Annotated in this window: 9 protein-coding genes; 3 read left to right on the plus strand and 6 right to left on the minus strand. The window is 62.9% G+C overall.

The window, feature by feature from the left end; all coding sequences use genetic code 11:
• Nucleotides 1-26: 26 nt before the first annotated feature.
• Nucleotides 27-602, minus strand: a complete 576-nt coding sequence (locus NKJ88_RS11470; RefSeq protein WP_023822976.1) for a GNAT family N-acetyltransferase — start codon at nt 600-602, stop codon at nt 27-29.
• Between the two features lie 67 nt (nt 603-669).
• On the opposite strand from NKJ88_RS11470, the gene NKJ88_RS11475 reads away from it, so the two are divergent.
• The gene (locus tag NKJ88_RS11475; protein WP_023734461.1) at nt 670-1,998 is read left to right on the plus strand and encodes a DNA polymerase IV; all 1,329 of its coding nucleotides are present in this window, start codon (nt 670-672) and stop codon (nt 1,996-1,998) included.
• A 6-nt stretch (nt 1,999-2,004) separates the two neighbouring features.
• Here NKJ88_RS11475 and NKJ88_RS11480 read toward each other — a convergent pair whose 3' ends face one another.
• The gene (locus NKJ88_RS11480) at nt 2,005-2,511 is read right to left on the minus strand and encodes a hypothetical protein (protein WP_352444073.1); all 507 of its coding nucleotides are present in this window, start codon (nt 2,509-2,511) and stop codon (nt 2,005-2,007) included.
• Between the two features lie 183 nt (nt 2,512-2,694).
• On the opposite strand from NKJ88_RS11480, the gene NKJ88_RS11485 reads away from it, so the two are divergent.
• Nucleotides 2,695-3,576 carry a DMT family transporter gene (locus NKJ88_RS11485; RefSeq protein ID WP_352444074.1) on the plus strand — a complete coding sequence of 294 codons (882 nt, stop codon included), beginning with the start codon at nt 2,695-2,697 and terminating at the stop codon, nt 3,574-3,576.
• A gap of 7 nt (nt 3,577-3,583) precedes the next feature.
• Here the strand turns inward: NKJ88_RS11485 and NKJ88_RS11490 are convergent, their stop codons facing one another.
• From NKJ88_RS11490 to NKJ88_RS11505, 4 genes are all read right to left on the minus strand, one after another.
• Entirely contained in the window at nt 3,584-4,387 is an 804-nt protein-coding gene (locus tag NKJ88_RS11490; protein WP_023710633.1) for a potassium channel family protein, read from the minus strand.
• 153 nt (nt 4,388-4,540) lie between these two features.
• Nucleotides 4,541-4,939, minus strand: a complete 399-nt coding sequence (locus NKJ88_RS11495; protein ID WP_023710634.1) for a nuclear transport factor 2 family protein — start codon at nt 4,937-4,939, stop codon at nt 4,541-4,543.
• A gap of 169 nt (nt 4,940-5,108) precedes the next feature.
• Complete coding sequence (dnaE, locus tag NKJ88_RS11500; RefSeq protein ID WP_352444075.1) at nt 5,109-8,636, minus strand: DNA polymerase III subunit alpha; 3,528 nt, start codon at nt 8,634-8,636, stop codon at nt 5,109-5,111.
• A 253-nt stretch (nt 8,637-8,889) separates the two neighbouring features.
• A complete protein-coding gene (locus NKJ88_RS11505; protein WP_352444076.1) occupies nt 8,890-10,902 on the minus strand; it encodes an acetyl-CoA carboxylase biotin carboxylase subunit in 2,013 nt (670 codons plus the stop codon).
• A gap of 237 nt (nt 10,903-11,139) precedes the next feature.
• Between NKJ88_RS11505 and NKJ88_RS11510 the strand changes: the two genes are divergently transcribed.
• A complete protein-coding gene (locus NKJ88_RS11510) occupies nt 11,140-12,267 on the plus strand; it encodes an S-(hydroxymethyl)glutathione dehydrogenase/class III alcohol dehydrogenase (RefSeq protein ID WP_352444077.1) in 1,128 nt (375 codons plus the stop codon).
• Nucleotides 12,268-12,356: the final 89 nt, after the last annotated feature.

Below are 12,356 nucleotides of genomic sequence, written 5' to 3' on the forward strand. Positions count from 1 at the left end.
TCAACAAACGCCGACGGGTAATTAGACTACAACACCAGCCGCATCAGCGGCCGTCCGGCCTTGCGTTCGACAAGCCGCTCGAAGCCGGCCTTTTCAAACACACGCGACGAGCCGACGAACAGTCCGATCGAACGCGAATCGCGCGACACGTCGATCGGACACGCCTCGACCAGCCGCGCCTTGTTCTGGCGGGCAAAAGCGATGCCGCCCTCGACCAGGCGGTGGCTGACGCCCCGGCCGCGCGCGCTGGCGCGGATGAAGAAGCAGGAGATGGCCCAGACGCCGGGATCTACGGCGTCGGTTGGATCGACCGGCGCCGAGCCCCTGCCCCGATTGTTCCATTCGGGCACGTCGGCGCGCGGGCCGATCTGCATCCAGCCGACCGCTATGCCGTCCTCGAAAGCCAAAAGCCCCGGCGGCGGTCCGGCCTCGATACGCGCCTTGATATGATCCTTGTTGCGCTGCTTGTCGCTGGCCCGTCGGACCGCCGGCGCCATCCGGAAATGCGTGCACCAGCAGCCGTAACAGGCGCCCTGCTTGCCAAAAAGATCCTCGAAATCCGCCCACAGGTCAGGCGCCAGCGGCGCTATGGTGGTGCTCATGAGTTCTCTCCCGGCTAACCGCTTGTGGCGGCTTCCGTCCTGGCGTACCATTGCATCTGTTCTCTTTATGTTCGCAGCGATGGCGGCCCCTGTCAACAATCCCGAGCACGGTTTTTGCCGCGACTGCCTGACCTTTCAGCGCAGCGATACCAGGCGCTGTGAGCGTTGCGGCAGCCCTCGACTCACCCGCCATCCCGAGCTCTACCAGCTGCATCTGGCGCATATCGATTGCGACGCCTTCTATGCGGCGATCGAAAAGCGCGACAATCCGGCGCTGAAGGACAAGCCGCTGATCATCGGCGGCGGCAAGCGCGGCGTCGTCTCCACCGCCTGCTACATCGCCCGCATCAAGGGAGTGCGCTCGGCAATGCCGATGTTCAAGGCGCTCGAAGCCTGTCCGGAAGCGGTCGTCATCCCGCCCAATATGGAGAAATACGTCCGCGTCGGCCGCGATGTCCGCGCCTTGATGCAGGCGCTCACGCCGCTGGTCGAGCCGCTCTCCATCGATGAGGCGTTTCTCGACCTTGCCGGCACCGAGCGCCTGCACGGCATGCCGCCGGCGGTGGTGCTGGCGCGCTTTGCGCAGACCGTCGAAAAGGAAATCGGCATCACCGTTTCGGCCGGCCTTTCCTACTGCAAGTTCCTGGCCAAGGTTGCCTCCGATTTCCGCAAGCCGCGCGGCTTTTCGGTGATCGGCGAAGCCGAGGCGCTGGGTTTCCTGGCCGAACAGCCAGTGACGCTGATCTGGGGCGTAGGCAAGGCTTTTGCCGCAACGCTCGAACGCGACGGCATCCGCAGCATCGCCCAGTTGCAGCGCATGGAGCGCGCCGATCTTATGCGCCGCTATGGCGTGATGGGCACCCGGCTCTACCATCTCTCGCGCGGCCAGGACGACCGCCGTGTCGATCCCGACCAGGATGCGAAAAGTGTGTCGGCCGAAACCACTTTCGACACCGACATAGCTGAAATGGGCGAACTGGTTCCAGTGCTGAGGGGATTGTCGGAAAAGGTCTCGGCGCGGCTGAAGAAGTCAGGCATTGCCGGGCGCACCGTGGTGCTGAAGCTGAAGACGCAGGATTTCAAGCTGCGTACCCGCAACCGCCAACTCGGCGATCCGACCAGATTGGCCGACCGTATTTTCCAGACCGGTCTCGAGCTGTTGCGCAAGGAGGCGGACGGGACAAAGTACCGGCTGCTCGGCATCGGTGTCAGCGATCTCTCGGATGACGAGAAAGCCGATCCGCCCGATCTCGTCGACGTCGGCTCGCGCAAGCGCGCCATGGCCGAAAGCGCCATCGATACGCTGCGCGACAAGTTCGGCAAGAAGGCGGTGGAAACCGGCTACACCTTCGGTAAAGGCCGCAACGCCAACCCGCCGGAGCCGATCGAGGAGTGAGACGGCTTAGATACGCTTGAGATCGATGCGGCTCGTCACCACGTTGTTGCAGGTTTTCGGATCGACGTCGGTAACGGTCAACCGCATTCCGTCGCCGCTGGTTTTCTCGACCGTCAACCGCGCCTTGCGATCGCCATTGACCTCCGCCGCCCAGCGAATGCCGAGCCTGATCGCGTTCCCGGAACGGCTGCCGGCGAGCTGTGCCGGCCCGGTGCGCGACCCGACATAGACGCCAGTATACTTCGCCCCGCGGGCCTTCAGATTGGCGCTGATGGCGCGCGTCACCACGACAAGACCACGGCAATTGCCGTCAAGCGACAATGAACTCGAGGTCGCGTCGGAATTGAAGGTGCAGGACACATTCACCGTCGGTGCGTCGGTGGTGACCTTGACTGTCCCCTTGCCGGAGAAATTCCCTTGCAAGGAGCTGAGAAAATTCGCCTCGTCGGCATGGGCCGTGGCGCTTGCAGTTAGCAGGCAGCCGGCTAGCAGAGACCGCGCGAATGATTTCATCGGAATCTCTCCCCCGTTGATGTTGAAGAAACGATGCGTCCAGCAATTGGCCAATACCGGGAACCAACGCCTGCCGTAGCGTCAGGTTCCACGTCCAGCATGGCTGTTTTGCAACGGGTCTGGCCCAGTCGAATGCGTGGCCTAACGGTTGCGATAGAAGTCCCGGCTTGCGACATAGCGCCTATGGCACCTTCCCCATCGATCCCCAAAGCCGCGTTCTGGATGGCGCTGTCGATCGCCTCGTTTCTGGCGATGTCGGTCGCCGGCCGCGCAACCACCGCCGAGCTCAACGTCTTCCAGGTGCTGGAACTGCGCTCGGTGATCGGCTTCTTCATCCTGTTGCCGCTGGTGATGATGAGCGGCGGATTCGCTGCAATGCGCACGCAGCGCCCGTTGGCCCATATCGCTCGCAATGTCATCCACTATACGGGCCAGGCCGCATGGCTCTATGCGCTGACGCTGATCCCGCTTGCGGTCCTCATATCGGTCGAATTCACCACGCCGATCTGGACCGCGATCCTGGCGGTGGCGTTTCTTGGCGAAAGGCTCTCCCGCCCGAAAATTGCGGCGGTCGTGCTTGGCCTGATCGGCGTGGTGGTCATCGTTCGCCCCGGCGTCGGCTCCATGGATCCGGGTCACCTCGTCGTTCTCGGCGCGGCCGTGTGCTTTGGCGTATCGGTGGTGTTGGTCAAGTCGCTGACCCGCACCGACAGCGTCGTGCGCATCATCTTCTGGATGCTGATCATCCAGTCGGTGGTCGGCCTGATCCCGGCGCTTTATGAATGGCGCAACCCACCGCTCGAACTCTGGCCATGGATCCTGCTGATTGCCTTCACCGGCATGTCGTCGCATTTCTGCATGGCGCGTGCCCTCACCTATGCCGACGCTACGGTGATTTCACCGATGGATTTCCTGCGCGTGCCGCTGTCAGCGCTGATCGGCTGGCTGCTCTACAGCGAACAGATCGACATCTTTACAGCCGGCGGCGCCCTGCTGATCCTGATGGGCAATCTGCTCAACCTGCAGCGCAAGGCGCCAAAGCCGGCTGAGGCCGCGGCCTCGTAGCGGTCGGTCAATTCCCCTCATCCGGTATGTTGAGAAGATGCCCGCAGGCCTTGCAGTGCACGGCGTCCGGCTCATGCCGTTGCAGTCCGCACTGCGGACAGGGAAAGAACACCTTGGCGGGTCGAAAAATCGCGGTCGCCAGTCTGACGAACAGCGAGATGCCGATGATCATGGTGGCGATCGCGGTCAGCTTGCCGGCGATCCCCGGCAGCACGATGTCGCCGAAACCGGTCGTCGTCACCGTGGCAACGGTGAAATACAGCGCATCAATGTAGTTTTCGAGGCCGGCGCCGGTGCGGAAGAAGAAGGTGTAGACGAAGCCGGTGATGACGAACAGGAACGTCAACAGGTTGATGACCGCGTGGCTCGCCTCGCGCCAGGGCCTCAAGCCACGCATTTCGAAATGCCGCCACAGCGACCCGCTGCGCGACAGCGACCACAGCCGCAGGATGCGCAGGAACGCCAGATTTGCCAGCGCCGTCGGCATCAGCAGCGTCAAAAGGATGAAGACATCGACCCAGGATGTCGGCTGTTTCATCAGCCGCAACATGTCGTTGGAGGCTAACAGTCGGGCAATCAGGTCGGCGGCGACCAATGCGGCGACGGTATAGTCGAGCCACAGGAATGACGGCTTGTCCTGGAGCACCGGCGTGGCAACGAAGAAGGCGACGATGGTGAGGTCGATGATGACCGCCACCAGTTGAAACCGGAACGCCGCCGGCGTGCGTCCGTGATAGAGCTTGCGCAGCCTGTCACGCAGCCGCGCCATCGCTGAGCTTTGCTGCAATCCGTCCTTCTCGGCTGCTTTCATCACCAAGTGCGTAACGGTCCCAGCCGGGGTCGTCTAGAGCATGATCCCAAAAAGTGGGTGCCGGTTTGCGGAAAAGATCATGCTCCAACAAAGGGTTAGATCATGATGAGATTTCAACCGAATCTCATCATGATCTAGTGGCCCCGGTGATCGTCAGCCCTCCACCACCTTGCCGTCCGGCCCCACGAGGCGCCAGGCCGAGGCGGTGTCGTAGACGAACCGCTCCTCCGCAATCCGGTCACCACGCCAGCGCTGCAGGGCCACCTCTTCCAGCCGGCGCACGGTGCCGGCCTTGTCGATACGGTCGAAGGTCCAGCGGATGGCGACATTGTCGCCATCGACCAGGAATGTCTGGACAGGATGGGTGTGCATCTTCTCGATCCGGTCGAGTGCTGCCTGCTCATGCGCCATCAGTGTTTCCTTGCCGCGCCGCGGGACGCCGAGATTTTCCTGCATGGTGGCATCGTCATGGTAGAAGTCGGCGATCGCCTTGACGTGGCTGCCTTCGACCACCTCCTTGAGGAAGGCTTCGACGCGTTCGCGGCTGGGCATGATTGTGCGTTCCTGTGAAGTTTCTGCTCAACGCATGTGGTTCAAAGGAAGGTCAGTTCAACCACGCCCCGCACGCTGGCCCTATCGGCTGCAATGTCAGGCCCAGAGCATTCTTAGGCCGTCATGCACTGGCCGACGTCGATGCGACTGCCGTGTATATCAGGGCAGCCTAGACGAGCTCGACTTCGACCACCCCCGGCACCGCGCGCATGGCCGACGCGATCTGCGGCGAGATGCGGTAGCGATTGGGCAATTCGATCTCGATCTCACCTTGCCCGGCCTCCTTGATCAGCACGAAGCTGACCTGGCCCTCGCCCTTCACCGCAAGCTGGCCGGCCAGCATGCCGATCGGAGCCGCATCGCGCACGAAGATGCGCAGCGCCTTCTGGATGCGGCTGGCCTCATCCTCCAGCGACTGCACCGTCTGGATGCGCAGATTGACCCCTTCGGGCCTATCCTCGGCCGAAACGGTGATCACCACCGAACGTCCAGGCTCGAGCAGATCGCGATACTGCGCCAACCCTTCCGAAAACAGCACGGCTTCATACTGGCCAGAAGTGTCGGAAAAGGCGATGACGCCCATCTTGTTGCCGGTGCGGGTCTTGCGTTCCTGCTTGGTGGTGACCGTGCCGGCCAGCCGGCCGGCGGCGGCGCCACGCTTGACCGCGGCCGAGAACTCTCCCCAGTTCTGCACCCGCATCTTCTGCAGGGCCGCCTTGTACTCGTCGAGCGGATGCGCCGAGAGATAGAAGCCGACGACCTGGAATTCGCGGTGCAGCCGGTCGGCGGCAAGCCAGGGGTCGGTTACCGGTAAATTGAGCGCCTGCTGCTGCGCGCCGAGCGACGCGCCGAAAATGTCGTGCTGGCCCGAAATGGCATTCTGCTGCGCCAGCGAAGCCAGCCCCATCATCCGTTCGACGCCGGCCATCATCTGGGCGCGGTCGTGGCCGAAGCAGTCGAGCGCGCCGGCCATGATCAGGCTTTCGAAGACGCGCTTGCCGACGATCTTGGGATCGACCCTTTCACAGAAATCGGCGAGATTCTTGAACGGCTTTTCGCCGCGCATGGCGACGATGTGCTCGACCGCCGCGTCGCCAACGCCCTTGAGTGCCGCCAGCGAATAATAGATGCGGTTCTCGCCGACCTCGAAATTGCGGAAGCTGGTCATCACCGACGGCGCCACCACCTCGATGCCGAGACGCAGCGCATCCTGGCGGAAATCGGCGAGCTTGTCGGTGTTGCCCATGTCGAGCGTCATCGACGCCGCCAGGAACTCGACGGGGTAATGCGCCTTGAGATAGGCGGTCTGGTAGGACACGACGGCGTAGGCGGCCGCGTGCGATTTGTTGAAGCCGTAGTCGGCGAACTTGGCCAGAAGGTCGAAGATGAAGTCGGCCTGCGGCTTGCCGACGCCGCGTTCGACCGCGCCGGTGACGAAGCGCTCGCGCTGCTTGTCCATTTCGGCGCGGATCTTCTTGCCCATCGCGCGGCGCAGCAGATCGGCTTCGCCGAGCGAATAGCCCGACAGTTCCTGCGCGATCTGCATCACCTGTTCCTGGTAGACGATGACGCCTTGCGTCTCCTTCACCAGATGGTCGATCTTGGGATGGATCGATGCCATCTCCTCCTCGCCATGCTTTCTGGCGTTGTAGGTCGGGATGTTCTCCATCGGGCCGGGACGGTAGAGCGCCACCAGCGCGATGATGTCCTCGATGCAGTCGGGCCGCATGCCGATCAGCGCCTTGCGCATGCCGGCACTTTCCACCTGGAACACACCGACCACTTCGCCGCGCGACAGCATGGCGTAGGTTTCAGGATCGTCGAGCGGGATCGTCGCCAGGTCGATCTCGATGCCGCGCCGGCGGATCAGCTTCACCGCCGTCTCCAGCACCGTCAGCGTCTTCAGGCCGAGGAAGTCGAACTTCACCAGCCCGGCCTGCTCGACATATTTCATGTTAAACTGGGTGACCGGCATGTCGGAGCGCGGATCGCGGTACATCGGCACCAGTTCCGACAAGGGCCGGTCGCCGATGACGATGCCGGCGGCGTGCGTCGAAGCGTGGCGGTAGAGCCCTTCCAGCTTTTGCGCCATATCGAGCAGCGTCTGCACGATTGGCTCCTTCTCGGCCTCCTCGGCAAAGCGCGGCTCGTTGGCGATGGCATCCGCCAGCTTGACCGGATTGGCGGGGTTCTGCGGCACCATTTTGGAGAGCTTGTCGACTTGGCCGTAAGGCATTTGCAGCACGCGGCCGACGTCGCGCAGCACCGCGCGCGCCTGCAGCGTACCGAAGGTGATGATCTGCCCAACCTGGTCGCGGCCATATTTCTGCTGGACGTAGCGGATGACCTCTTCGCGCCGATCCTGGCAGAAGTCGATGTCGAAGTCGGGCATCGACACGCGGTCCGGATTGAGGAAGCGCTCGAACAGCAGCGAGAAGCGCAGCGGATCGATATCGGTGATGGTGGTGGAATAAGCGACCAGCGATCCGGCGCCCGAACCACGGCCCGGCCCGACCGGAATGCCTTGCGCCTTCGCCCATTTGATGAAGTCGGCCACGATCAGGAAGTAACCGGGAAATTTCATCTTCTCGATGATGGAGAGCTCGAAATCGAGCCGCTCGCGGTATTGTTCGACCGTGTAGCCGGCGGTGGGTCCATGCGCCGCCAGCCGGGCGTCGAGACCTTCATGGGCCTGCCGGCGCAGTTCATCGGCCTCCGCTTTCAGCGCCACCTCATTGTCGGCGACATCGCCGCCGGTAAAGCGTGGCAGGATCGGATTGCGGGTCTTGGGATAATAGGAACAGCGCAGCGCGATCTCGACGGTGTTGTCGATCGCTTCCGGCAGGTCGGCGAACAGCCGCGCCATATCCGCCTGGCTGCGCAGGAAATTGTCCGAAGTCAGCCGGCGACGGTTGTCGGCGGCAACCACCGAACCCTCGGCAATGGCGATCAGAGCATCATGCGCGTCATAGTCGTCGCGGGCGGCGAAGAACGCCTCATTCGTGGCGACCAGCGGCAGATCATGGATATAGGCAAGGTCGACCGATGATTTCTCGATAGCGCGGTCATAACCGGAAACACGGTCCAGCTCGACATAGAGCCGGTCGCCGAACAGCGCCTTGAGTGCCAGAAGCCGCGTCTCGGCAAGATCTCGGCGATCCTCCTTCAGCGCCCGGCCGATCGGGCCGCGCGGCCCGCCGCTGAGGCAGATCAGGCCATCGCTATGGCCTTCCAGCATTGCTGACGTCAGATGCACGGGCTCGCCCGGCGGCGTCTCCAGATAGACCTGGCTGACCAGCCTGACGAGGTTGCTGTAGCCGGCCTCGGTGGCGGCGAGCAGCACCACGGCGTGCATCTCCGGACCATGGCGGCGGCGGTCGCGCTGCGCGTCGCTGGTCTCGCCGGAAAAGGCGAGATCGATCTGGCAACCGATAATCGGCTGGATGCCTTCCTTCACCGCCTTCTGGGCAAATTCCAGCGCGCCAAACAGATTGTTTGTGTCGGTGACTGCGATTGCCGGGCACTCGTCCTTGACGGCATGACCGACAACGGCGGCGACCTGCAAGGCGCCCTCGAGCAGCGAATACGCCGAATGCACCCGCAGATGGATGAACGGCCGCGCCGGCGCCTCCGGGCGCGCAGCAGCGAGCGCTGCTTCGCGCCTCAGGGGATCGCGTGGAAGTTTGTCATCCGCCATGATGTTTCAAATTGCTCGAAGGGCTTTGAGTCGATGGAGATGTATTGTCCCGGACCGGGCGATGCCAGTCCAGCACAAATGACCACCGACCACAGGCTTCCGTACCCAGCCGCACGGCTCAGAGATTGTTTCGAAATTCGAGTCATATGAGGGTGGTTCCGAGAACCGGAGCGCAGCGGCCATTGGTCCGTGAGCACGGGAAGCGCAGAAACCGCCTTCAGATGGCCGCCGGAGTAGAATTTCCAAACAATCTCTAGGCGAACTCCATGATCACCGCATCCACAGCCAGGCTGTCACCCGGCTTGGCGTTGAGCTTCGACACGACAAGATCGCGGTCGGCGCGCAGCACGTTTTCCATCTTCATCGCCTCGACCACGGCCAGCGTCTCGCCGGCCTTGACCTCCTGCCCCTCGGCAACCGCGATCGACACGACCAGGCCCGGCATCGGGCAAAGCAGCATCTTGGACGTGTCCGGCGCCACCTTCTCCGGCATCAGCCTTTCCAGTTCAGCCGTGCGCGGCAGCATGGCGCGCGCCGTCACCGACATGCCCTTCCAGGCGATGCGCAGGCCGTTCGGCAGCGGCCTGATCTGCGCCGTGACCTTGCGGGCACCGACAGTGCCGCGCCAGATGAGGTCGCCCGGCCGCCAGTCGGACGCCACGGTCAGCGCTTTGCCGCCATCGACCGACAGATCGATTTCCATCGGAATGGAGATCATGCCCTCGATGATCGAAGCCTGGAGATAGTCGTCGCCGAGCTTCACCACCCAATCGCGCTTGAGTGCGCCCGAATGCGGCGCCAGCCGCCCGCCCAGCCGGTCAAGCCGATCGCGGCGCAGAAGCTCGACCGCGGTGGCGATCGCCGCCAGCACTGCCTTTTCATCGCCATTGGGCACGATCGGCGCGAAGCCGTCAGGATATTCCTCGGCGATGAAGCCCGTCGATATCCGCCCCTCGCGCCAGCGCGGATGCTGCATCAGCGCCGCCAGGAACGGGATGTTGTGCTCGATGCCGTCGACGACGAAACTGTCCAGCGCTTCCGACATGGCATCGATGGCCTCGATACGCGTGGGCGCCCAGGTGCAGAGTTTTGCCACCATCGGATCATAGAACATCGGAATCTCGGAGCCTTCGGTGACGCCGGTGTCGTTGCGGATGACGACATCGCCGAACGTGCCCTCCTCCGGCGGCCGGTAGCGCGTCAACCGGCCGATCGAGGGCAGGAAATTGCGATAGGGATCCTCGGCATAGAGCCGGCTTTCCACCGCCCAGCCGTTCAGCTTGACGTCGCTCTGCTCGATCGCCAGCTTCTCGCCTGCGGCGACACGGATCATCTGCTCGACCAGGTCGATGCCGGTAACAAGCTCCGTCACCGGATGCTCGACCTGCAATCGTGTATTCATTTCAAGGAAATAGAAGTTCTTTTCAGCATCGACGATGAACTCGACGGTGCCGGCGCTCTGGTAGTCGACCGCCTTGGCCAGCGCCACGGCCTGCTCGCCCATGGCCTTGCGCGTCCTGGCATCGAGGAATGGCGACGGCGCCTCTTCCGCCACCTTCTGGTTCCGGCGCTGGATCGAGCATTCGCGCTCGCCGAGATAGAGGGCGGTGCCATGCGCGTCGGCCAGCACCTGGATTTCGATATGACGCGGATCGACGACGAACTTTTCGATGAAGACGCGGTCGTCGCCGAACGAGCTTTTCGCCTCCGAGCGCGCCCGGTCGAAGCCGTCGCGCACTTCCGACTGGCTCCATGCAATGCGCATGCCTTTTCCGCCACCGCCGGCTGAGGCCTTGATCATCACGGGATAGCCGATCTCGCCGGCGATCTTTTCGGCATGGTCGGCATTTTCGATGACACCAAGCCAGCCCGGTACCGTCGACACTTCTGCGGCCTTGGCGAACTTCTTCGATTCGATCTTGTCGCCCATCGCCTTAATCGCCCTGGCTTTTGGACCGATGAAGACAATGCTCTCAGCCTCAAGCGCTTCGCAGAAGGCGGCCCGCTCCGACAGAAATCCGTAGCCGGGATGCACGGCCTGCGCGCCGGTCTCCTTGCAGGCGGCGATGATCTTCGCAGGCAGGAGATAGCTTTGCGCCGCAGGCGATGGGCCGATATGCACGGCTTCGTCGGCCATTTCCACATGCACGGCGTCGCGATCGGCGTCGGAATAGACCGCTACGGTGGCAATCCCCATCCTGCGCGCCGTCTTGATGACGCGGCAAGCAATCTCGCCGCGATTGGCGATCAGGATTTTCGTGAACATCGAAGGCGTTTCCTCGGTCTTTCGTCCTTCTTATGGGCTTCGGCAGCCGGGCTCAAGCACCGCCGGCAGCGCATCCATCAAGACGCTCCCGGCCCGCCAGGCCCGTGCCGCGAGGCGAAGGTTGGGCTCGCCGACGACTGGGCCAAGATTTGCGCCATATTTGGTCGCCAAATCGTGTTGAAACAGTATAAAAACCCTGAAAGCCTGAAGACCAATCGCCTTGGGAGGAATTGCCTGATGAAAACCCGCGCCGCTGTCGCTGTCGCCGCCGGAAAGCCGTTGGAAATCATGGAGGTCGACCTCGACGGACCGCGCGAAGGCGAGGTGCTGGTCGAGATCAAGGCGACCGGCATCTGCCACACCGACGAGTTCACTTTGTCGGGCTCCGATCCCGAAGGTCTGTTTCCGGCAATCCTCGGCCATGAAGGCGCTGGCGTTGTCGTCGATGTCGGCAAGGGCGTCACCTCGGTCAAGAAGGGCGACCACGTCATCCCGCTCTACACGCCGGAATGCCGGCAGTGCCCGTCCTGCCTGTCGCGCAAGACCAATTTGTGCACCGCCATCCGCGCCACGCAGGGCCAGGGCCTGATGCCGGACGGCTCGTCGCGCTTCTCGATCGGCAAGGACAAGATCTTCCACTATATGGGCTGTTCGACCTTCTCCAATTTCACCGTTTTGCCCGAGATCGCCGTCGCCAAGGTCAACCCGGACGCGCCCTTCGACAAGATCTGCTACATTGGTTGCGGCGTCACCACCGGCATCGGCGCGGTCATCAACACCGCGAAGGTCGAGCAAGGCGCGACTGCTGTCGTCTTTGGTCTCGGTGGCATCGGCCTCAACGTCATCCAGGGCCTGAAACTCGCCGGCGCCGACATGATCATCGGTGTCGACCTCAACAACGACAAGAAGGCATGGGGCGAGCGCTTCGGCATGACGCATTTCGTCAATCCGAAGGAGATCGACGGCGACATCGTTCCTCACCTCGTCAACCTGACCAAGCGCGGCGCCGACCAGATCGGCGGCGCCGACTACACATTCGACTGCACCGGCAACACCAAGGTGATGCGCCAGGCGCTGGAAGCCTCGCATCGCGGCTGGGGCAAGTCGGTTATCATCGGCGTGGCCGGCGCCGGCCAGGAGATTTCGACCCGGCCGTTCCAGCTGGTCACCGGCCGCACCTGGATGGGCACCGCCTTCGGCGGCGCGCGCGGCCGCACCGACGTGCCGAAAATCGTCGACTGGTACATGGACGGCAAGATCCAGATCGACCCGATGATCACCCATTTGCTGAAGCTTGAGGACATCAACAAGGGTTTTGATCTCATGCATGAGGGCAAGTCGATCAGGAGCGTCGTCGTTTACTAAGTGCGATCAACAAAAGTGGCGCCCGGTTTTGCGTCCGATCGCACACCAAACGGAGGAAGAACAAGCCGCCGACCGAAGGGCCAGCGACT

Source organism: Mesorhizobium sp. M0016 (genome assembly GCF_040324035.1).
Classification (GTDB): Bacteria; Pseudomonadota; Alphaproteobacteria; order Rhizobiales; family Rhizobiaceae; genus Mesorhizobium.